The organism is Clostridium sp. K13 (assembly GCF_019734195.1).
Lineage (GTDB): Bacteria > Bacillota > Clostridia > Clostridiales > Clostridiaceae > Clostridium.
On sequence record NZ_JAASHM010000040.1, the window covers coordinates 1 to 22,208 of the forward strand.

At 28.0% G+C, this 22,208-nt stretch carries 20 protein-coding genes and 2 tRNA genes; 5 read left to right on the forward strand and 17 right to left on the reverse strand.

All coding sequences use genetic code 11. The features are described from left to right. Positions 1 to 143: 143 nt before the first annotated feature. From HCG76_RS16030 to HCG76_RS16040, 3 genes are all read right to left on the reverse strand, one after another. Positions 144 to 1,232, reverse strand: coding sequence for an iron-containing alcohol dehydrogenase family protein (locus HCG76_RS16030; protein WP_221701288.1), 1,089 nt, complete (start codon positions 1,230 to 1,232; stop codon positions 144 to 146). Between the two features lie 123 nt (positions 1,233 to 1,355). Then, positions 1,356 to 2,741, reverse strand: coding sequence for an MATE family efflux transporter (locus HCG76_RS16035; RefSeq protein WP_221701289.1), 1,386 nt, complete (start codon positions 2,739 to 2,741; stop codon positions 1,356 to 1,358). Positions 2,742 to 2,943: 202 nt separating this feature from the next. Next, a complete protein-coding gene (locus HCG76_RS16040; RefSeq protein WP_221701290.1) occupies positions 2,944 to 8,670 on the reverse strand; it encodes an endo-alpha-N-acetylgalactosaminidase family protein in 5,727 nt (1,908 codons plus the stop codon). Between the two features lie 228 nt (positions 8,671 to 8,898). On the opposite strand from HCG76_RS16040, the gene HCG76_RS16045 reads away from it, so the two are divergent. After that, entirely contained in the window at positions 8,899 to 9,060 is a 162-nt protein-coding gene (locus HCG76_RS16045) for a hypothetical protein (RefSeq protein ID WP_221701291.1), read from the forward strand. 118 nt (positions 9,061 to 9,178) lie between these two features. Here the strand turns inward: HCG76_RS16045 and HCG76_RS16050 are convergent, their stop codons facing one another. After that, positions 9,179 to 10,309, reverse strand: a complete 1,131-nt coding sequence (locus HCG76_RS16050) for a 3'-5' exonuclease (RefSeq protein WP_221701292.1) — start codon at positions 10,307 to 10,309, stop codon at positions 9,179 to 9,181. A gap of 328 nt (positions 10,310 to 10,637) precedes the next feature. Here HCG76_RS16050 and HCG76_RS16055 point away from each other — a divergent pair. The 3 genes from HCG76_RS16055 to splB all read left to right on the forward strand — a co-directional run bounded on the left by HCG76_RS16055 (position 10,638) and on the right by splB (position 12,864). Continuing rightward, positions 10,638 to 10,713 (forward strand) — tRNA-Met (locus tag HCG76_RS16055). Between the two features lie 89 nt (positions 10,714 to 10,802). Beyond that, on the forward strand, positions 10,803 to 11,663 hold the full coding sequence (locus HCG76_RS16060; RefSeq protein WP_221701293.1) for a hypothetical protein: 861 nt from the start codon (positions 10,803 to 10,805) through the stop codon (positions 11,661 to 11,663). A 178-nt stretch (positions 11,664 to 11,841) separates the two neighbouring features. Further along, positions 11,842 to 12,864 carry a spore photoproduct lyase gene (splB, locus tag HCG76_RS16065; RefSeq protein ID WP_221701294.1) on the forward strand — a complete coding sequence of 341 codons (1,023 nt, stop codon included), beginning with the start codon at positions 11,842 to 11,844 and terminating at the stop codon, positions 12,862 to 12,864. 58 nt (positions 12,865 to 12,922) lie between these two features. Here the strand turns inward: splB and HCG76_RS16070 are convergent, their stop codons facing one another. Next, on the reverse strand, positions 12,923 to 13,660 hold the full coding sequence (locus HCG76_RS16070) for an NAD(P)H-dependent oxidoreductase (protein ID WP_221701295.1): 738 nt from the start codon (positions 13,658 to 13,660) through the stop codon (positions 12,923 to 12,925). Positions 13,661 to 13,767: 107 nt separating this feature from the next. Then, positions 13,768 to 15,285: an oligosaccharide flippase family protein gene (locus HCG76_RS16075; RefSeq protein WP_221701296.1), complete on the reverse strand. Its 1,518-nt coding sequence runs from the start codon at positions 15,283 to 15,285 to the stop codon at positions 13,768 to 13,770. 232 nt (positions 15,286 to 15,517) lie between these two features. On the opposite strand from HCG76_RS16075, the gene HCG76_RS16080 reads away from it, so the two are divergent. Further along, a tRNA-Met gene (locus HCG76_RS16080) sits at positions 15,518 to 15,593 on the forward strand. A gap of 180 nt (positions 15,594 to 15,773) precedes the next feature. Here the strand turns inward: HCG76_RS16080 and HCG76_RS16085 are convergent. The 11 genes from HCG76_RS16085 to HCG76_RS19215 all read right to left on the reverse strand — a co-directional run bounded on the left by HCG76_RS16085 (position 15,774) and on the right by HCG76_RS19215 (position 22,062). After that, entirely contained in the window at positions 15,774 to 16,082 is a 309-nt protein-coding gene (locus HCG76_RS16085; RefSeq protein ID WP_221701297.1) for a nucleoside triphosphate pyrophosphohydrolase, read from the reverse strand. A gap of 107 nt (positions 16,083 to 16,189) precedes the next feature. Continuing rightward, on the reverse strand, positions 16,190 to 16,417 hold the full coding sequence (locus HCG76_RS16090; RefSeq protein ID WP_221701298.1) for a hypothetical protein: 228 nt from the start codon (positions 16,415 to 16,417) through the stop codon (positions 16,190 to 16,192). A 163-nt stretch (positions 16,418 to 16,580) separates the two neighbouring features. Further along, positions 16,581 to 16,796 carry a DUF2922 domain-containing protein gene (locus tag HCG76_RS16095; RefSeq protein WP_221701299.1) on the reverse strand — a complete coding sequence of 72 codons (216 nt, stop codon included), beginning with the start codon at positions 16,794 to 16,796 and terminating at the stop codon, positions 16,581 to 16,583. A 117-nt stretch (positions 16,797 to 16,913) separates the two neighbouring features. Continuing rightward, complete coding sequence (locus tag HCG76_RS16100) at positions 16,914 to 17,030, reverse strand: DUF1659 domain-containing protein (RefSeq protein WP_221701300.1); 117 nt, start codon at positions 17,028 to 17,030, stop codon at positions 16,914 to 16,916. A gap of 134 nt (positions 17,031 to 17,164) precedes the next feature. Further along, positions 17,165 to 17,758, reverse strand: coding sequence for a class I SAM-dependent methyltransferase (locus tag HCG76_RS16105; RefSeq protein ID WP_221701301.1), 594 nt, complete (start codon positions 17,756 to 17,758; stop codon positions 17,165 to 17,167). A 251-nt stretch (positions 17,759 to 18,009) separates the two neighbouring features. Further along, positions 18,010 to 18,135: a hypothetical protein gene (locus HCG76_RS19210; RefSeq protein WP_260458169.1), complete on the reverse strand. Its 126-nt coding sequence runs from the start codon at positions 18,133 to 18,135 to the stop codon at positions 18,010 to 18,012. A 31-nt stretch (positions 18,136 to 18,166) separates the two neighbouring features. Then, entirely contained in the window at positions 18,167 to 18,655 is a 489-nt protein-coding gene (locus tag HCG76_RS16110; RefSeq protein ID WP_221701302.1) for a hypothetical protein, read from the reverse strand. A 76-nt stretch (positions 18,656 to 18,731) separates the two neighbouring features. Continuing rightward, positions 18,732 to 18,902 (reverse strand): DpnD/PcfM family protein, encoded by a 171-nt coding sequence (locus HCG76_RS16115; protein WP_221701303.1) that lies wholly within the window; start codon positions 18,900 to 18,902, stop codon positions 18,732 to 18,734. 120 nt (positions 18,903 to 19,022) lie between these two features. Beyond that, positions 19,023 to 19,970 carry a helix-turn-helix transcriptional regulator gene (locus HCG76_RS16120; protein WP_221701304.1) on the reverse strand — a complete coding sequence of 316 codons (948 nt, stop codon included), beginning with the start codon at positions 19,968 to 19,970 and terminating at the stop codon, positions 19,023 to 19,025. Positions 19,971 to 20,394: 424 nt separating this feature from the next. Further along, positions 20,395 to 21,909: a hypothetical protein gene (locus tag HCG76_RS16125; RefSeq protein WP_260458170.1), complete on the reverse strand. Its 1,515-nt coding sequence runs from the start codon at positions 21,907 to 21,909 to the stop codon at positions 20,395 to 20,397. A gap of 24 nt (positions 21,910 to 21,933) precedes the next feature. Further along, positions 21,934 to 22,062, reverse strand: coding sequence for a hypothetical protein (locus tag HCG76_RS19215; RefSeq protein WP_260458171.1), 129 nt, complete (start codon positions 22,060 to 22,062; stop codon positions 21,934 to 21,936). Between the last annotated feature and the right edge of the window lie 146 nt (positions 22,063 to 22,208).

A 22,208-nucleotide genomic window follows, 5' to 3' on the forward strand; every position in this document is an offset into this window, starting at 1 on the left:
CACTTGAATATAGGAGTCATACCTTAGCATCATAATTTTTTATTATTTACCCTGTCTACTTGACGGGGGGCAGTTCAAAATTTTTAACTACTGCTTTATAACTTACTACTTAATAACCTTAAAGCTTTTACTTTATTTTCACTCTATCTACTTTTTGAATATTCATCTGTATCTAAAATTGCTTTAACAAATTCCTCTTCTGTTACTTCATAAGGAGTGCAATACCATTCTGTTACTCCATTCATTCTACTAACCATCTTCTGAACATCTTCTTTCTTAATACCAATATCATCTAAACATGTTGGAAGTCCAATACTCTTATTAAACTCATAAATTCTATCACGCTTTTCAAATTGTTTATCATAGGTTAATAAACATAAAACTCCAAAAGATACTATTTCTCCATGAAGATGTCCACTACATCCTGGTATAACAGTTGAACCATAATAAACACAATGAGCTAAACTACTATTATAGTAATACTTCTCTGCATCACTAGTTAAATTTGATACTAAGCCTGTACTAATAATAATGTCTAATACTATTTGCTCTAACTCATATGATGTACTATTTTTTCTACAATCCTCTAAGGCTTTATAAGAAAAACTTAATAAAGGCTCATCACAAGCACCACTTAATTGAGCTCCTAATAATGGCGTATGAGAAAGCTTCTTACCTCGTGTTGCAAGTAATACTTCTGACTCTTTTGATAACGCATCTCCAATACCTGCCCATAAAAAATTCTCTGGTGCTTCTGCAATTATCTTTGTGTTAATAAAAGTATGAATTGCTGGTTCATTTGGATAATAATAATCTCTAAATGTATCATCAGCATTATACATTACTGCAATTGCCGTACATGCTGCACAGTTAGATGCTATTGTAGGAAAAGAAAACATTGGTTTATCTAACTTATCTGCTACAACTTTACATGTATCAATTGCTCTTCCTCCACCTACAGCAAATATAATATTAGCTTCCTTAACCTTTATATTATTTAGTAAAGCATCTACATTTTCATAAGAAGAATTTCCTCCATACCAAATAAAATCTAATATTTCTATATTTGATTCACTTACTCCTTCTAAAATGCTATTCTTTGATTTAGATATAGCTGTTTTTCCACCAATGACTACTACTTTATTACCATATCTTCTTGTAACATATGGTATCTTTTTGTAAGAATCCACTCCTATACTATAACTAGGTAAAAACACACTATAATTTGACATAAATATTCCCTCCCCAAATTCTATATAATTCTATATTATCCATTATAATACTATAAGGCTTTAATTTGCAAAAAAAATAGAGTTTATCCTACTTACAGTCTAAACTCTACTTATAATTTAAATTTATACAACTTTCTTTTCAAAGCTTCTATTTTCACCTATATACTTAAACTCAATATATATCATAGCAATAGATACAGCTCCTGCTATAAAGTCAGCAATAGGTCCTGAATACATTATTCCGTCAATACCAATAAATAAAGGTAATATGATTATTAAAGGTAACAAGAATAATATCTGTCTTGTTAATGATAAAAATATACCCTTCTTTGGCTTTCCTATAGCCGTAAAGAAATTAGATGATATTGGTTGGAAACAATTTATAAATGTAAATAATAAAAATATTCTAAAATACTTTACAGCAAAAGAATAATAAGCTTCTGATCCTGAACCAAAAATAGACACTATCTGTCTTGGCATAAACTGAAATATAAGAAATGCTATTACAGATACTATTACACCATAGCTTATAGCTGTAGAATATGCTTTTTTTACTCTGTCATATTTTGCTGCTCCATAGTTAAAGCTTACTATAGGCTGTAATCCTTGAGAAAGACCTATTACTATTGACATATAAATTTGATTTACTTTTGTAATAATTCCTGCACATGCAAGTGGTATTGATTCACCATATACAGATAAAGCTCCATAATAAGTTAATGATTTATTCATTACAATTTGTACAATCATCATGGCAAGCTGATTAAAAAATGGTGCTGCACCTAAGGAAATTATTTTACTAACAAAATTCCAATTAGGTATTAAATGTTTTCTTTCTATTTTTCCAGTTTTATATTTAAATAAATATCTTAAAGCTAATGAAGCTCCAAAAATTTGTCCTATAATTGTAGCTAAACCAGCTCCCACCATTCCCATATTTAATCCAAAGATAAATATAGGATCCAATATAATATTAATTATAGCTCCTGATAAATTACATAACATACTGTATTTAGGGCTGCCATCTGCTCTTATTAAGTGTCCTCCACCTGTTGAAAATATTAAAAACGGAAATCCAATTGCAGTTACTCTTGTATAATTCTCAGCATAGCCTAATACATTTTCTGGAGAACCAAAAAATAAAAGCATAGGCTGTAAAAAAAGCTGTACTATAATACATAAAACTAATCCTGAAAGAAATAATAGCATTGCAGAATTTCCTATGTAATATAATGCTTTTTCTTTATCTCCTTTTCCTAAAGTTAAGTTAAAAGCCGATGCTGCTCCAATTCCTAATAATAGCGCTAAAGCTATACATGATGTAGTCAATGGAAATGTAATATTAGTTGCTGCATTTCCAAGTTCACCAATACTTCTTCCTATAAAAAACTGATCTACAATATTATATAAAGCACTAACAAGCATTGCTATTATACTTGGAACTGCAAACTTTCTCAGTAATTGATTTATAGGTTCTGTCCCTAGACTATTCCTCTTTTTATTTTCCATTTCTCTCTCCTCTTCCTTTTATCTTCTATAATATATATTATTTCTAAAAATTTATTTTTAATGATTACTCTATAAAATACTTTATCACTCTTGTCTTAAAAAATCTCTTAAATATTAAAAGTTATTATCAATACTTTATATAAAAATAAGAGGTATGATACACATACTGTATCACACCTCTTATTAATTATTTTATCTATTCTTATTTATTTTTTCTCTTGAATAAGAATCCGCCTCCAATAGCAGTTAATCCAGTTAATAATGTAACTAAAGCGTTTGTTCCACCTGTTTGTGGTAGTTTTCCTGGTTTTGATGGTTTAGTTGTAGTTCCATTACCACCATTTCCATTACTTCCGCCATTTCCATTATTACCATTGTTTCCGTTATCGTTGTTGTCATCTCCATTACCAGCATCAGCTAAAATTAAACCATCTATAGCTTTTTGTAAATTAGCTTCAGCATTAGTAACTTCTTCTTCTGTTGCATCATCATTAGAAAGAACAGACTTAGCTAATAATAATGTATTTTCTAATGCTTTCCAAGATTTATTAGTATACTTACTAGAATCTAAAGCATCAGCTTTATTGATTAAATCTTGTAATTTATCTTTACTTGGTTTTAATCTTAATTCTAAGAATGATCTTACTAATTTATCATAGCTTTCCATGACTTCTTTTTCCATAGCATTTGGATCTGCTATTACAGCTTTAGAAGCATCTAATTGTTGTTGAAGCTTATTCCAAGTACTAGCTATATATTCCTTAGAATCTAATTTTTCTATCTTATCTATGAAAGATTGTAACGCTTCCTTATCTCCCTTTACAAAAGATAACATTTGCATTGCTTCACTTAATCTATCAAATGCTTTATCTACTTCACTTTGAGTAGCTTTTTCATTTCCTAATACAGCTTCTGCATTAGCTAAAGCTGCTTTAAATTCTTCTACTACAGCTGGAACAACATTTTCTAATTCAGCATCTGTTATTTCCTTAGCCATTTCAACAGCAATTTGTAAATGTTTCTTATTTGAAGCAACTTCTTCTTCAGATAAATCCTTAATATATAAATCATCTATAACTAATTCATCATATCCAGCACCCTTATTGATAGCTAAATAGTAATCAACAGCATCACCAGTTGTAAATTCATATTTAAATTCTTTTACTTCTCTGCTATATCCTGGTCCATCAGTAGGTATTCCAATAACTTCACCTGGAGTTATTACCTCTTCAAATAATGTTCCAGCAGTTGCTGAATTTACTGATACAGTATATAAATTATCAACCTTATTAGTATACTTAAATCCTAATTCATAAGTTTTATTAGGTTCTAATTGTAATGTTGATTGGTCAGTTAATAAAATATGACCTGTTGTACCAGCTTGTTGGTTAGTCTTTAATGAGAATCTATCACTGATAACCCAGTTCATGTATTGTCCACCTTCTGGATTCTTTTCAGCATAGTGAGTTCTATTATCAGTACCTAAATTTTGACCCATATAGAATGGTCCATGTCCTTCATCAACATTTTCAAAGTCTTCATATATTACATAACCATCTCTGTTTGTATCTACAGATTCTTGAGGGTTAGTCCATATTCTGAAATCATCAAGCATTACTCTTGTAGCTTCTTCTGATCTTGGAATATCAACATATAATTTAGCTGTTGTAACTCCTTCTGGCACTGTAAATTCAACTCTCATTCTAGTTAATCTTTCACCATGCCACTTTAAGCCTTCACCTGTATTCATTCTAGTAGTTGCTCTATCAATTGTGCTTGTAGTTTCTTTTCCACCACAATCTACCCCTAAAGTAACTTCTCTATTTCCACTATTCTTAACCCATACTGAAGCTATATAAGTTTCACCTGGTACTAAGTCTGTTATTTCTTGAGAAATATTAGCGCCTTCTCCAAATACCTTTTCTTCATCTGGAATTTCTACATTTTTATGAACATTTAATTCAGCCATAGAAGCAAATCCATTAACATATTCATTAGCAACTAATCTTATATGAGTAGCTTCTACTGCATCAAAGTTTATAGTCTTAAGGTCTGATGAAGTATTCCAATCCCCTTCTGCTACTTTAGTAAAGTCTTGTCCATTAGTGCTTACTTGTAATTCATATTTAGTTATCTTACCATTGTTTCCTGATTGTCTTGGAAGGCAAGTAACCTTATTAATTTCATATTTTCCACCAAGGTCTACAGTTATATTTTGAGGTCCAGTTACACCTGCATAACTAGTATGCCATAACGTGCTTTCATTACCATCAATAGCTTTATCAGCACCTTCTCCTGATTGACTGCTTGTAGCTGTTGCTGTCATTTCAGATTGTGGTATTAATGTTGGATCTACCTTTTCAATACCTTCAACTACAAATACATCATTACCTTTTCTTCTATCAACAGTTTCATTTTCAATCTTTATATGATCCATATTGTCACTAGTTGATTCAACATTCCAATGATCAAAGCTTTGAGAGTCAAATCCTGGGTCACTTATTAAAGAACCTTCTCCCCAAGAATCAATTCTATCTTCACTAACCTTTTCTTGGAATACTACATAAGGAGTATTTTGTTTAGCATCAATAGTTACCTTACCATCAACAACTTGTATTTCTTCAACAAAAGTTCTTCCTAAATCTGATAACTCATATATCTTAACACTTTCTGTTCCTTCCCATCCTGTTGGAAGATCCCAAGTTGTTTCTCCTCCATATGGATTCCAGTGATATACTTTATTTTCTGGTTCATCTTCTAATTGTTCCCATGTCCAAGGTAAGAATAAAGTAGTTTTACCTATACCTCTGTCATTAATAGTATCTTGAGCAGTAGAAGCTATAAGCTTACCATCTTGATACATATTGTTGTATCCATTTTCTCTCTTAGACTCTAAGCCACCTTTAAACTTAACGAATCCTTCAGTTCCATTATCTTCCCATTCCATAATTTCAAAGTGTTGCATATACTTAGATGGTAAAGTTTGATTATAGAATGTTTCTATTGCATAGAATCCCTCTAAATCATGTCTAGTTCCCCATCCACTTGCTAACATATGCTTTCCACCTTTTAATAGGTCATCTGACATATATACATCTTGTTCTTGGTTTCTTATAAATCTTGAAATTTTACTTGAGTTACCTGCATTAGGATATGCAGGGTCTGCTCCCCAGTGAGTCCAAGCAACATCTTCATATAATGGTCCATTAAATTCTGTTGCAGCCATCCAACCTCTACTGTGTATTTCATTTGCTAATTGTTTTGAATTCCAGCCTACTCCATCATAAACGTCTATATATATCCAGCTTAAATCTGGATGATCAGCTTCCAATAATTCAAATCTTCTTGCAAGTTCTCCTGATAAAATATCACTTCTCTTATCTACCCAATAAGCTTGATCTAACCAGTTCCATCCCTCTTCAAATCCTGGTCTTAAATTTTCTACTTTAAATTGGAATGCATCTAAGTGATATTCTGTTAAATTAAGATGTACACCTATTCTTGCATTATAATCTTTACCAATTTCTATTAATTCATTAAGATCATCTTTACCACCTTGTCTTATACCTGTATGTCCTCCAATATCAGCCTTAGCATCATCATGACCTTCAGCTTGGAATCCTTTATGAAGAACTAATTGTCCAAATCCATCTGTATAATTTGATAATTTCTTGATATAGTCAGCAGTTTTTATAAATGGCATTTGTGCTAATGATCCTATATTAAATGGAATATAAGAGAAGCTGTTTCTTACATAATCTGCCCCTTGTACTTCTTCCATATTATCTCTATACTTAATAGCAGCATCTTGCCAAGTAACTTTTCCATTACCATTTTCATCTCTAGCAATCATAATTTCTGACCATGGTAATTCTTCTGGATCTCCAGGAACTACATCATTACTACTATTAGAAAGTAAGTTTAAGTTTATTGTTGTAGTACCATCTTCTGATAAGTTAGCTTTTATAGCTTCACCAGTTTCTTGGCTTATACCAATCATATTAAGAACATCATTTTCACCTTGAGCTGGAACAACTCCACTTGTATTATTTATACAAATAACATAAGCAGCTCCTGCAGCTCCTGCATTTTGAGCTTTTTCTAAGAAAGTAAGAGTTCCTCTATCAACAATAGCTACCTTTCCAGTTAAATCTTTACCTGCAAAGTCTTCTACTGATCCTAATCCACAGTAAACAGCTTCAAAGTCTCTACCCATATATTTATTTATAGAATTATTACTTTGTGAAATTACTTGAGTACCATCAGCTGCATTTTCCTCTGTTATATCTACCCCTGCAATTTGTCCTATAAATTTAACTTGAGCTGCTGTTTCCTTAAGACATTCTCTATAAGTCCACTTACCATTTGCTATAGATGCTTTTTTATATCCATCTTCTTGTTCAACACTTATAATAGCCTTATTTCCACTTTCAATTAAGTTATTATTTAAAGTAACAGCAAACTGATCATTATTAATCATTCCATAAATCTTAGAATAACTTCCTAATGCTTTATCTGCTACAGAACTAAATTCTTCCTTAACATCATTTCTATTTCCTTGAGTTGATACTCCAGCTAATTGACCATTTTCAGTATCCTTTACAGAAGCTAAACTATGTCCAGGGAAATTTAAAGTTTTAACTAAGAAATCACCCTTTTCTTTAATTTCTGTTACTTCCATTCTTAAAACATCATCTTTAGTAAAGCTCATTTCTAATTTAATAACTACGTCAATTTCATCAAATGTCATAGTATACTTAACTTTATCACCACTTACTTTTCCTTTAACAGTTGGTACATATGGAGTATTATTAATTTCAGCAATATATAATTGATCTTCAGTACCAGTTAATACTGCTCCATCAGATTTCCATTCATATCTAATTACTCTTGGGAAGTTATTATCTAAAACTGCTGTCATTTTTTGAGATTCTAATCTTAATTCTTCAACCTCTACATCTGGTGGAACTAATCCTGTAGAAGATTCTGTAACAGTAATATTTGCAACTGCCTTAACATCAGTTCCTTCAACTGTACCTTCAACAGTGAAAGTTCCTACTTCTGCATACTTATCCTTTGATATAGTATCCCATGTAACAGGAATATTTCCCTTTGTTCCATCATCATAAGTTACAGCAACAGTAGTTGGCATTACAGGTCTAATATATTGTTCTGTTTTTACATTAACTTCTTCAATTGATTCAATAGTCTTATCTCCAATTTCATCAGTAATTGAACCAACAGCTCCAGCCTTTAAGTAATTTACATTTACAGTTTTTTGATCATACCATGTTCTAAATCCAACACCATATCCTTGAGATGTTGGCATGTTAGCTAATTCTACTACTTCGCTAAATATTTGTTCACCATCTACCCAAATAGTGATTTTCTTTCCTTCAAATCTAACCTTTAGCTTATAAGTTTGTCCTTCTTGAAGTGTAGGTCCTGCTATATCATCCTTCCAAGCAGTACTACTTTCTATTAACCATTTTCCATTGTCATTATATCCTACAAATAAGAAGTTACCATCTGTTGATGGTCTTACAACAACACCAAATCTGCTTGTTCCCCCGTCAAAAGTAAATTCTGTTTCAACTTCTCCATCAGCAAGCATCGGAGCGTTTTGATCATAAAAAACAAAATTATTATTTGCAGTATCCCTAGTTATTTTTAACTGTCCATTTTCTATAATTCTTTGACCACTACCTTGTATATCATGCCAGTTAGGTTGTCCTTTATCAGTTTCATCAAAGTTTAATGTATAAACCTCATCATTTAAAACTACAGCACTTCCGCTTGAGATATCGTTTACATTGTTACCAGTAGCATTTACTGGTATAACTGAAGTTACTTGATTAACTACCACTACACTAGCTAATAAAACAGCTAGTCTTTTACTCATGGCTCTTCTTTTTATATCCTTACCCATTTTTTCTCCCCCTATTAACTCTCGTGTTTGTTTTACAAGTATAATTCTACATTATTTGGTATTTATTGCATACAATTTTCTTGGGGATTGTTTTAGTTTTATTGCGATTTTCGCATAATAATTATAAAATATTGCAAACTAATTATGTTATAAAAGCAATTTTATTCTGGAAAGCATATAGAGCTTTACATAAAAAGTACTTCTTGTTGTTCTGGCCCTAACATAGGAATGGCTTTTGATTATCCAACTGAAGATGATACTATTTATAATATTGATGGTATACCTATTATTATAAATAAAGTATTAGAACCAATACCAAAATCAATTTATATTGATTATTATTTTGATGATATGAAAACAGGCTTTAAAATTCAAGCTGATAGATATTAATAATAAAATAAGGCAGTAATAAAAATATTTTATTACTGCCTTAAAATAAATTAATTAAATTGCTTCTTTAAATATAGATAATGCTATTGGCTACAATCTTATTTACTAAACAACTATCCTAATTGTTATTAATAATATCCCAAAATTCTTTTTCAGTAATTATATCTATTCCTAAATTTTTAGCTTTTTCTAACTTACTCTTACCAGCTTCTTCTCCTATTACAAGCATATTAGTCTTTCCGCTTATACTAGTTGGAGAATCTGCTCCATATCTTATAGCTGTTGCTCTCATTTCCCCTCTACTTTTAGACATATCTCCAGTAAAAACTATTTTCTTTTTATTAAAAATATCCTTTATTAAGTTATTTTTAGCAAACTCAATCATTTCCTTTTCTTCTGCAACCTTTTCCTTATCCTTTGCAAACTTTTTAAATCTATTAGCAGGTGCTGAAGCTTCATTACTGTCTTTACTTTCTTTATTATGTTTCTTTATAGCTGAACTTGATGTTGGTATGCTTAAAGCTGACCATCTTTCTGGCTTTATAACCTTTAATAATTCTAATAAGTCTAAAACATCTTGTAATGCATTATGAGCCTGTCCTTTTTTAATATTATAATGTTCTAATAAATAAACTAGCTTATATGAAGGTAAGGTTTCCTTTATTTTTATTGTATTCATGCTACAATAAAATTCTTGATTGTCCTCAACCCATCCCCAGTATCTTAAAAAGTTTCTATCAAAACTTGCATTATGAGCTACTAAAGGACATTTATATTTTTTAACTAGTGCTTTGAATTTTGATTTAAGCTCTTCATTTTCTTCAATTGCATCTAATCCATCACCATATCCATTTTTATATTGCTCTTCATCATTAATAATTGCTAAATGTAAGCTATCAATTACTCTATAATCTTCTACAACAATAGCAGCAACTTCTCTAATTCCATCAGCAGGCTTAAAGCTTCTTGGAGTTTCTATATCTACAATAATAAATCTTTCTTTTTTCTGCATATCTAATAAATAATCTGGATGTATACTATGTAATTCACCATTTATATCTAATATTATTTCATTATTATCAACTATTCCAACAACATCACATTCTACAGCATTTTCTGTATATGCTCCTTTATAATATAGTGTTTTAATGTCATTAGCCTTAGGACTAACTAATTTTAACTCTTTTAGAACTTCTATTTTATCTTCATGTGATTCAAATTTTCTCCACTCTCTTTTTGGATTTATCATTCTTGTACCTCTACTCTATTTAAATTTAATGTTTAATCTATATAAGAAGAATTATATCATAATTCTAAGGCTTTATTTTTAAATAATAAATTTAAAAATATATAAAGAAAAAGACTTAAGGTTTATTTCTCAAGTCTTTTTCTAAAATTTATATTTATTTTGCAAAATTATATTGTGATATTGCTAGTATATAGTCAAATTTAGTATTCTAAGATATCTCTTATCATCTAAAGGCTTAATATAACATAATATAAGTTTTGACTATATACTCCTTAAAGGTTATACTTAACCTACAAGTTAAGCAAAACAAGTTTGCAAAACATAATATCGCGGGGTGGAGCAGTTGGCAGCTCGTCGGGCTCATAACCCGAAGGTCGTAGGTTCAAGTCCTGCCCCCGCAACCAAGAAAAGTAAATCTTATATTTTTATAAGATTTATTTTTTTGCATAAATTAAAATTACTACTCAATTGTAATATACAAGGAGATTAAGATATGAGAATAATACTTGAAAATAACCTATGTGAAAATAGACCTTATATTAACCTAAAAAAACTTTCAATAAAGACATCATTAAGAGTAGGTTCAGTTGATGATCTTGGTTTTAAAGGTACTTACATAATAGATCAACATACACAAGGCTTATCTAAAAATGAAAATTATACTTCACAATATAGTAATGGTATTGAAAAAGTAACTTTTTATACAGAAGATTTAAATGAAATGTTACTTGTTGAAGTAAGTTGCTCTTCTAAAAATACTGATTCCACTAAATTTAAAGTATATGTTATTTTAAATAATATTAAATATGCTTTACCATTTAGTCATTTTGAAGATATTTATATAAACTGTATGGAAATCTTAAATAAAGAGTTAAATGGTACTGAAGAATTACCTTATATAAAGAAGGCTTTTAATAATTTAAAGAAAGAAGAAATATTAGTAGATATTGATTTAAATTTAAAAAGATTAGCTGACTTTAAAGACAGAGTTGATTTTAAAAGAAATGTTCGTTATTTCGTAATTAATAATGTAGCAGCATCTATATCAAAATATGATATAAATAATAAAACTAATAAAATTGAAGTTACTGATAAAGTAAAGGTTCTAAGACATAATTATAAAACTAGACTTTATGAATTTGTTACTCCTACTGATAATAGTAACATTGTATCTTTAAGAGAAACTGATATTATTTGTAACTTAGGTGATGAAAATACCTTCCCAACTGTTGATATCTATACCTCATACGGACTTGGAAAAATATTAGATATTACAATCAATGTTATTCCAACAAATAATACTTTATCATTATTTGCTAATTTATTAGATTTAGACTTAGAGGTTTTAGGTTAAAATATATTTCATAAATTTAAAGGTAGTAATAAGATTTGATTTTTCATTTCTTATTACTACCTTTATTTTATATTTAAATTAATTCTGTTATATTTTTTATCTAAGTCTGTATTTTAATTTAAGATTAAGAAAAACTAAGAATAAACAATTAAAAATCTAATACGATAAGAGGTTAAAAATGTTTATTCCTAAAAGAGTTATTTTTGAAAAAGGTTCCTTAGATACTGAAGTTGGTAAAAATATTTATAATAAAATAAAGGATAATCCAAATATTGAAATTATAAATGCCACTTCTAATAAAATTAAAGCTCATATACCTGGAGATAATTTATTTGATCAATATAGGTCTGGAAAACAAACATTAGTTGTAGGTGAACGTAAAAGCTTAAAATTTCAAACTTGTAAACCCTCTGCTAATTATCAATTACCATTAGTTAGTGGATGTATGGGAAGATGTGAATATTGTTATTTAAATACCCAGTTAGGTGATAAACCCTTTGTAAGAGTTTTTACTAATATTGATGATGTATTAAACAAAGCAAAGCAATATATAGATGAAAGATTGCCAGCAATAACTATTTTTGAAGGTGCAGCTACCTCTGACCCTATTCCACTTGAACCATATACTAACGCTTTAAAAAAGACAATAGAATTCATGGGAAAAGAAGAAAAAGGAAGATTTAGATTTGTAACTAAATATAATGATGTAGATAGTCTATTAGATGCAAAGCATAATAATCATACAGAAATTAGATTTAGTATAAATACTCCTAGAGTAATAGATACTTATGAGCATTATACTGCATCTAGCAATAATCGAATTGAAGCTGCTGTAAAGGTTGCTAATGCAGGATATCAAATAGGATTTATAATTGCTCCTGTTTTTCTTTATGATAACTGGCAAAATGAATATAAAGATTTAATTAAAAGTATAAGAGAAAAATTGCCTAAGGACTTTAATGAACCTATTATATTTGAAGTTATATCTCATAGGTATACAACTAAAGCAAAAAATAGAATACTTGAAATATTCCCTGAAACAACGCTGCCTATGACTGATGAAGATAGAAAATTTAAATATGGGCAATTTGGATATGGTAAATATATATATTCTAAAGAACAACTATCTGAAATGAAAGAATTTTTTATTACACATATAAAAGAAGTATTTCCAAATAGTATAGTAAAATACGTAATTTAATTATTAGTAAATTATAATATAATATTTTTTACTTGGCTCTGTATTAAAACAGAGCCTTTTATTTAAATACACTTTTTAATATACTGGCCATAAATTTCTTTCTCATCCCAAGTGGAATATCTGCAAAATACAAGCCTTTCTTTAAAATTTCATTATTCCAATAATTAAAATCAGCTATTGAAAAACCATCTTCCTTTGATGAACTTTTCCATAGGTGAAACATTATAAGTGATTTTAATTTAGGCTGGTGAACCTTATGGGAGTTTAACTCCTTGCTAAAAGCCTTAGCCCCTTTTATTGCTTTAATTTTATTTTTTTCACTTAATTCAAGTGATCTATATGCTATAGGTATTGTTTGTACATAGTTTACAGACCAATATTCCATTACTTCTTTTATATAATTTGCAGTATCAGTATGTCCTGCCCCTGCAGTTGTTGTAATTATTAATACCTTTTTATCATGAAACTTAGGCCTATGAAAATTATAAGACATATGATCTATAAAATTTTTTAATGTTCCTGATACCTGCATTGAATAAACTGGAGTCGTAAAAATAAAAGCATCTGCTTCTTCCATCTTTTTAACTATAGGCTCTATATATGAATTATGTGGACACTTCTTTTCTCCCTTTTCTATGCATTTGAAACAACCAATGCACATTGGAATTTTTTCTTTTGCTAATTCGATAATTTCAAATTCAAAATCACCATTCTTTTGCATTTCTTCTTTTACTATGTTTAATACATCCCAAGTGTTACCTCTTCGTGGACTTCCATGTATAATTAAACATTTCATTTTAATACCTCTTAATCATCATTATTTTTCTATGACCATTATATTCATTTCATTAATTACAGGTTAACACTATTATTTCTTCCTTAAGTCTTTTATAAATAACTAATTTAATCTCTTATTTTTATACAATTAAATGCTTTTATTAATATAAAATATACAACTCCAACACAAATAATTACTATTGTTGTTTTTATTCCAATTACCAAAGAATTATTAGCTAACAAACTCCATACGGATCTTCCAAAAACAATAGCTATTACACCAAAAATCAAAGGCTTAATTATCCAATTTAACAAATCTATTTTTATATCAGTAACTTTAACTACTGTAATAAAGCTTAAAGTAAAACTAAAAAGTGTTGATATAAACATTACAATAATCAATCCATCAATACCTTTTATAGGCACTAAAAAATATATACTAAGAACCCTTAATACAGACTTCATAATTTGATATTCCAAAGACCTAAGTTGCTGATTTAATCCATTTAAAATTCCACCCATAATCATATCAATGTACATAAATGGAATTATAAAAGAAATGGACCTAAAAATCATTCCTATATCTTCTCTATTATAAATGGATATAGATAATTGATTATAAAATGTATAAAATACTAAAAAAGATATAATCCCTATTATACTAGTAAACCCAATACTTCTATTAATTACACTATTTAGCCTCTCTTTATTATTAACAGCCCTAGCTCTAGAAATCTCTGGCATCAAAACCCTTGCTAAAGACATAAGTAATGTTGATGGAAACATAATTATAGGAAAAACCATTCCCATAACCCCACCTAATACACTAATAGCTTCACTTTTAGACATCCCAAACTTTAAAAATGCTAATGGAATTAATATCATTTCTATTGCCATAAAAGCCGACATAAGATAAGAATTACTAGCTATAGGAACCGCTATTTTAAATAATCTCTTAATTAATCCTTTTTCATTTTCTACTGATGTAGTTGAATAATTTACTTCCTTCTTTTCCAAATTATATGCTATAAATACATATAAACAAGATAAAATATCACTTACAACACTTCCTAATACAAGAACTGCACATCCGTATTCCAATCCTTTAGATACTGCTAGCCCTAATAATGATACTACCAATGCAATTTGAATAAACTTTTCAATAAACTGAGTTGTTATAGGTATAAAAATATCTCTAGTAGCATAAAAATATCCTTTTAAACAGGAAGATACTGAAATAAAAGGAATGCTTATTGCTATTATTTTTAATGATAGTATTACCCTTGTATCTTTTAAAAATATTAAAGCTATTTTATCAGAAAAAGTAATTAATATAATAGATGATATTAAGCCTAATATTGCACATATTGTACATGCTTTAAATACTACATATTTTATATTACTATATTCTTTTTTTGACGCGTCTTCAGATACAACTCTTGTTACTGCCGCACTTATTCCTGAAGTTGCAAAAGTTATTGCTACCATACTTGCTGTGCCAATAAGCTTATATAAACCCATCCCCTCTGTACCAACTTCATTAGATATATATACCTTAAATACAATCCCTATGCTCTTCATTATCATCATTGTTACTGATAGTAATATTGCATTAAAAAATAAATTTTCCGCCTTTTTACCCATATAATACCTCTTGTTTTATTATATAAATACTATATGTTAAGCCTTTACAATAAATTACTATTGTTTCTGTAAGCTATTTGTACCATTTAGCACTATATAGGTGTATCTAAGAATCTAAGGTACTTCTTTATCTCTAAAGCCTCAATATAAGATAATCTTACTTTGACTATACATAATTAATAAGTTATACTTAGTTCACAGGTTAAGGAAAAGAACTTGTGTAACATAATATCGCGGGGTGGAGCAGTTGGCAGCTCGTTGGGCTCATAACCCAAAGGTCGTAGGTTCAAGTCCTGCCCCCGCAACCAAAAAAAATAAATCTTATTTTTTATAAGATTTATTTTTTATTTTTATCTAGAGTAATTTCTAATCTCTTCTATACTTCTTCACTTATTAGACCAAATAGGTAAAATAACTCTTAACCTAACTCAGTAATACTAACTATTTAACTTACGTCACCGCCAGGATTGGTAAAGAAAATCCCAACTTTAATATACTTTCTTAAGAACTATTCCCTCTTTAAATCCACCACGTTCATTTAACTTTTCTTCTCTTTTATTAAGTAAGTCCTCTTCAGTATAACCAAGATTATGAGCAAGTCCAAATAATACTTCCATAACATCTGCAAGCTCTTCTAAATTCTTATCTTTTAAGTATTCATTAACTTCTTCCATAAGTTTAGCTTCAAGAAGTTCAGTTTTCTCTTCTTTAGCTGCAACTTCTATATCACACTTCTTACCAGTAGCCTTAATAACTTCTGGTATTAAATCTCTAACTAATTTATTATATTGTTTCATATCTTATCTTCCTTTATATATTTTATTGGGATAGCAAAATCTTGATTTAATTCTATTTAATAAATTTCTTATATTATTTATTTTAATTTATTATAAAAAAATTAATACTATTCTTCATTTTTCCATTTTATATAGGTATAAATGATTTGCCCTATACCTTCTATAATTATCAATACAGGTACTATTCTATTAATAATTAAGTTGTCTCCTATTAAAAAACAAAATCCAAGTAATAGTACGCATATTGGCATCTGCCATAAATTTCTTATAAACTTTCTTCTATAACTTAAATTCCAATAATTTAATTCAAATCCCTTATCAACCTTATTTTTCATAAAACTCTCCCAATTTCACCAAGCAATACTATTATTAATTTATTATAATACCATATTATTCAATTTTCATTAAAAACTTTTTTACAAATTTTAAAGGTAGCAATAAGATTTGATTTTTCACACTTCTTATTACTACCTTTTCATATTAAATTAGTTCAATTTACTATACAGTAAACTTAGTAACTGCCCTTTCAGCTACCTGAGCTGAGTGCTTTGATACTAAAGCACCTTTTTTATTTTCAAAAATATTATTTGCAATTAAGCTATCCATTAATGCTTGTACTTCATCATTTGTTATACCTTTCTTAACATCTGAAATTGAGATGTTAGATTTCTCCCCTGTTTCAGTTAAAAATGTCATTGTTAATATATATTCCATAATTTATTTCCCCCTCTTATTCTTGAATTTGAGATAATTCTGTTACATAGAATAATCTAGTATTTGATTCTAGTAAATCTGCTACTATTGTAGCTACTGCTTGAACTTTTTCAATCTCTACCCTGGTACTAAGTTACCTATTTTCTTTTTTGTGAAGGTTGGATTTCCATCCTTGTCTATTGCTGATTGCACTTCTATTGATAATACAGTGCTTTCAAGAGCTTTATTTGCCATAATAAATTCCCCCATTTCATTTATTTTTTTGCTTTACAATTAAGATATATACAATAAGGATGACTTTTTACAAAAAGACAAAAAAATTTACCCCAAATGGAAAAGTAATAATTATCTTTCCATTTGGGATAAATTTATTTTATTTGTAATAATATATTAAGCCATATTAAATTTTCTCTACCACCAAGAGTATCTCCTGATTTATATATGTTGTTAATCTTTAAATTTGGTACTTGGGATATCATCTCTTTAAAGGTTTCTTCTGTATAACAATTAAAGTATCTTTCATTTTCATCACTATACTCATATTCACCATATTTAAAAGACATATAAAATACTCCATTATCTTTCAAGTTAGATGATATATTTTTTATTACATTTACTATATCTTTTTTATTTACATGAAGCAATGAAGCACATGCCCATATTCCATCAAAGGTTTCATTTAGTTTTAGCTCTTCAAATCTACTGCAAATTACTTGTTGTCCAATTATTTTACTAGCTGCATTTGCTATTTCTTTTGATCCATCAACTGCTGTAAGGTTGTATCCCCTTTTTATGAATTCTATGCTATCTCTTCCTGAACCACATCCTAAATCTAAGATAGCTCCACCTTTTGGTACATATTTTAGGAAATTATTGTATAGATTAGTGGTGTCTCCTGATAGCGTTTTTTCTATATATATTTTTGAATTATTATTGTAAAAATCTAATGTTTTGTTATCCAATATTGCTACTTCCTTTGTGTAAATTAAAAGAAGCCATTTTAATTACTTCTTAATTCTATTATATACTATTTTTATTATATTCTAAATAAATAGCACCTAAGTCTATTTTTTATTTCAATCAATTCTTATGGTTACAATATTTTATTCTGTCAATAGTATTTGTCTCCCCCCATGTTGACATATATTATCCTTTCAAACTCTTTAAAATAGCGAGCATCCATTTGTATATATATTGTGAATATAAAATCCTATCATAATCTAATTCCAATATTAAAGGCAATATCACCTACTAACTCTAGCATTAATATAAACCCTATTACTATTAATAAATATTTAATTACACCCTTTACTTTAATAAATATACTACTATTACTCATACTCTTTCATTCATCTCAAAACTTGAAGTATTTATAAACTATTAATACTCTTTTTCTCATCCTTATCACTAAAGAAATATCCAATAGCCCATCTAAAAATCCTACAAGTAACATACTCTTCTGGTAACCCCTGATATTTTTCTGGTAACTCTTCAATTTGTGGAATCATAGAAATCATTCCATCTTCAATAATAATTTCCCACTCTTCAAATTGATATAAACATCTTGCTCCTTTCTTTGGAACAATAGCCAAATGTACATTATGGGGATAATTCTTTTTTGCACTATATCCAGCGTTAATAACTCCACATATATAAATGGCCTTAAAGCTATCTTCAGGTTGTTCATCAAATACTATTGTTGTTTCATTATTAAAATTTTCATTGTGTTTACTAAATTTCTTGCTATACTTTCCTTTTAAAGAGCTTGTACAATGTTTCTTATCATTTCCTTCTACTACATATTTACACCATAACCATTTAAATTTATTTGCATCTAAATTATGTTTTATCTTTATCATATATAACACCTCTTAAGTAATTTATTCTATACTTATATAATAAATCTTAATAGTGACATATATTGCATCATTAAATTTATTTATCAATATATTTTATCTTATACTCTGTAAAATCATTATAATCTAAAACTATTTCCTCATCTCTATATAATTTATTAACTATTCTAAATGCTTCATCAATATTTGTAGCTTCAACTGTTACTTTTCTATTTAGTACCTCTTCTATATCAAATTTATATTCTTCCATATTTCATTAGCTCCTTACTTAATTTTTATTTAATAAAACATTATAGATCAGTTAATATATTCTGATCAAGAAAAAAGCTATATAAGAATAATATATTTTACTCTTATATAGCTTAATTGACTATAATTTATAATTATTAAGTACTTCTTTATATGCCTTTATAACATCTTTTTTTAGTTCTATTGGTTCTAAAACAGTACATGCTGTTCCCATGCCCATAATCCATGGAATAATTTCTATTTTACCTTCTACTATTGCATTATAAATAATGTATCCATCTTCTATATAGTCTTCTATTTCTTCTTCCTGTGTCCATGAATACTCTTTAAACCCCATAGCATATGGATATGTTATTTTTAATTTTATTTTATAAGATTTATCCTTGTGTATCCCAATTGTATTTTTAAGATAATCATTTAAATTAAATTCAGCTTTAATAAAATTATCTTTTAATAAAATTATTTCTTTTATTCTTACTAATTTAAATTGCCTTAATGCATCTCTTTCTTCGCATTTTCCTATAAAATAATTTGAACCGTAATAAGTATATAATCCATATGGATGAATTATTCTTTCAGTAGTATTCCCTTTAGAATCCATATACTTTATTTTAATTTTTCTATTATTTATAATACCATCATTAATTGTTAGCCATTTTTTACTTTCTTCTTCATGATTTGCTTTTATCTTTATTCCTTTGGAATATATACTTTCTGAATTATAATTATCTTCTTTTGGATTAATAGCTTTTATTTTCTCTACTGCTGAACTTAAATCATTATAAAAATGCAATCCTTGTCTACTTAGAAAATCTTTTGTTTTAGATAATGCTAAAATTTCATTATCACTTAACTCTAAATTTAATAGATAATCTTTATTTTCTAAAATGTATCCACCATATCTACCTTTTATTTCTGTAATTGTAACTCCAGCATATTCTAAATCTTCTTTATATCTTGTTATTTGCCTAATATCTACTTCTAACTCTTCTGCTAGTTCTCTTCTTGTTACTTTTTTCCTACTTCTTAGGATAGCTAACATTCTAAGTGCATTATTTACTTTTCCCATATACTACTTCCTGAATCAATACTAATATTAAGACTATCATCTAATCTAATAATCTCTTTACTTTTTAAATTATATCTCCCTTTATTGAATCCTTGATTATAAGCAATTTGATAATGATCAATCCTCAAAGAACCATTTTCTATATACTTTTCAGTACAAAAACATTCTCCTGTATAAATATCTCTTATATTATTATATCCTAATAATTTTTAGCACTTGTTAAATTTCTTTCTATTAATCTTGTGATCTAAAATTTAATTATAATTTAATAATAGATACCATGCCTTTACTATTAAATATAATTAATATACTTGTAATTATAAACTGGACAATTATTAATAAATTTTCAGTAAAAAAAGCAATTATCCTAGATTTACACTCTAAAGTAACTACTCTTTTTAACACTTAAATTATTTAATTAATTTTATTTATAATTTTTTATAATATAATTTATCCAACTTACCCCTTCAATCTTCCTATCTTTATCAACTAGAATAATATCTAAATTACTATCATTGCTAATCTTTAATTTATTAGCAATACTTTCTTTCATATCATCATTCGATCTTCCAGCATTCAAATCTATAACTATAATTTTTTTATTATCTATATCAATTAATCTTCTTAACATTCCATTTATATGTTCATCATCTTTATTAAATCCAAATCCTACAATGCATATAAAATCTGATTCATAAAAATTATCATACATATTTACATACTTTCTAGACATTTCTATTGAGGTCATTGGTTTTGTTCCACTTTGTGTAAAAATTAATGGTACTAAAAAATGATTTTCTTTCTCTAACAATTCTTCTCTACTTCCAATCCTATTAATATATGGATCATACCATATATCTGTAGATCCGTTCAAATAGCATATATCTCTTTCAAGAACCTCTCTTATAAATACGTTATAATTTGTCGTAGCTACTGTACTTACCTCTATAATCTTATCTCTAATTATATCAGATAAGTCATGATAATATCCTTCTCTACTTATCTTAGTTATATCTCCTAATTGTTCTAATATATACTTTCTTACTGATAATAAGAAAATATTAATTTTGCAAAACTTCGCCCACTCATCCTTAGGACAATACAAATAATGCCAATTAGAATCAATTAAAGATTTATAATCTAATACAGAAGCATAAATTGATTCAATTACATTTCTAGCAAACTGTAATACAAGCGCTTCATCTGAATCTATTTCAATACTTTTATTTTCCATGACATACTCTAATCCTGCTAATCCAGTAGATTGAGAGTTTAATTGTATTATATCTCCTATATCATCTAATAAATCAATTGAGTCATCTTTATCTTTAAAGATACCATCATTAATTTTCCTAGTTAAATTTTCACTTAATGCTCCTATTTGTAATTGAAAAATAGCTAATATAATTTTTCTTATCTCACTCTTGACTCCTTCACTAAAAAAACTAGACATTTTATATAAAGTTAATAATGCTGAAAAATAATTACTCTCAAATATTTTATTACCTTCATCAAAATAATCGATAAAAGATATTACTTGCTTCATATTACAATTTTTTAACTTCTTATTTAATTTTTCTTCCACTATTTCCGAGTATGTCTTTTCATATAATTCCCTCAATCTTTTTTCTTCCCACTTGGCAATATCATCAAAGTTATTTAACTTTTTAATTATCTCTCCTCTATTATGTTCAATTGTATCTCTTATTATTGTTTCAAATACAGTTTTTCCAAAAGAAGTAACACTTTTTGTTTTATAATCATCTGGTAACCACGTTGCAGCATAATACGTAGATCCATCTATTTGCTCACGTTGTTTTTTAAACTCTTCCTTTATCATAGCTGTATCTTGTCTAAATATTTCTAATGCAAATTTTCCACCTGTCGGTAATCCATACCCAATTTCTGCTCCTGCTCCAAATAAAAAACCAATCTTCATTAACTCACCCCTCTTTATCATCTGTTATTTATGTATGTTATTTTTATGATCATTTAATACTTTTCCTGCTTTGCTTTTTTCACTTTTTGTTGACTTAGAACTTGATAATACCTTTCCAGCCTTACCTACTTTTCCACCTGAATGTTTTGTCATAATATTCTCCCCTCTTTTATTACGTGCGTAATATTCTTTTTTTCATTTACACTTTATATTATTACGCACGTAAAGTCAACATATTTTTCCAAATATTTTTACTTAATCAAATTTTAAGTATTACTTTTATAAGAATAATCACAAAT

Coding starts and splice junctions, on each gene's coding strand:
- HCG76_RS19210 (WP_260458169.1), bottom strand. CDS start 18,135: ATGAGTAATAGTAGTATATTTATTAAAGTAAAGGGTGTAATTAAATAT.
- HCG76_RS16090 (WP_221701298.1), bottom strand. CDS start 16,417: ATGAAAAATAAGGTTGATAAGGGATTTGAATTAAATTATTGGAATTTA.
- HCG76_RS16110 (WP_221701302.1), bottom strand. CDS start 18,655: ATGATAAAGATAAAACATAATTTAGATGCAAATAAATTTAAATGGTTA.
- HCG76_RS16045 (WP_221701291.1), top strand. CDS start 8,899: ATGGCTTTTGATTATCCAACTGAAGATGATACTATTTATAATATTGAT.
- HCG76_RS16120 (WP_221701304.1), bottom strand. CDS start 19,970: ATGGGAAAAGTAAATAATGCACTTAGAATGTTAGCTATCCTAAGAAGT.
- HCG76_RS19215 (WP_260458171.1), bottom strand. CDS start 22,062: ATGACAAAACATTCAGGTGGAAAAGTAGGTAAGGCTGGAAAGGTATTA.
- HCG76_RS16115 (WP_221701303.1), bottom strand. CDS start 18,902: ATGGAAGAATATAAATTTGATATAGAAGAGGTACTAAATAGAAAAGTA.
- HCG76_RS16035 (WP_221701289.1), bottom strand. CDS start 2,741: ATGGAAAATAAAAAGAGGAATAGTCTAGGGACAGAACCTATAAATCAA.
- HCG76_RS16050 (WP_221701292.1), bottom strand. CDS start 10,309: ATGATAAATCCAAAAAGAGAGTGGAGAAAATTTGAATCACATGAAGAT.
- HCG76_RS16030 (WP_221701288.1), bottom strand. CDS start 1,232: ATGTCAAATTATAGTGTGTTTTTACCTAGTTATAGTATAGGAGTGGAT.
- HCG76_RS16125 (WP_260458170.1), bottom strand. CDS start 21,909: ATGAAGATTGGTTTTTTATTTGGAGCAGGAGCAGAAATTGGGTATGGA.
- HCG76_RS16060 (WP_221701293.1), top strand. CDS start 10,803: ATGAGAATAATACTTGAAAATAACCTATGTGAAAATAGACCTTATATT.
- HCG76_RS16075 (WP_221701296.1), bottom strand. CDS start 15,285: ATGGGTAAAAAGGCGGAAAATTTATTTTTTAATGCAATATTACTATCA.
- splB (WP_221701294.1), top strand. CDS start 11,842: ATGTTTATTCCTAAAAGAGTTATTTTTGAAAAAGGTTCCTTAGATACT.
- HCG76_RS16095 (WP_221701299.1), bottom strand. CDS start 16,796: ATGGAATATATATTAACAATGACATTTTTAACTGAAACAGGGGAGAAA.
- HCG76_RS16040 (WP_221701290.1), bottom strand. CDS start 8,670: ATGGGTAAGGATATAAAAAGAAGAGCCATGAGTAAAAGACTAGCTGTT.
- HCG76_RS16085 (WP_221701297.1), bottom strand. CDS start 16,082: ATGAAACAATATAATAAATTAGTTAGAGATTTAATACCAGAAGTTATT.
- HCG76_RS16070 (WP_221701295.1), bottom strand. CDS start 13,660: ATGAAATGTTTAATTATACATGGAAGTCCACGAAGAGGTAACACTTGG.
- HCG76_RS16100 (WP_221701300.1), bottom strand. CDS start 17,030: ATGGCAAATAAAGCTCTTGAAAGCACTGTATTATCAATAGAAGTGCAA.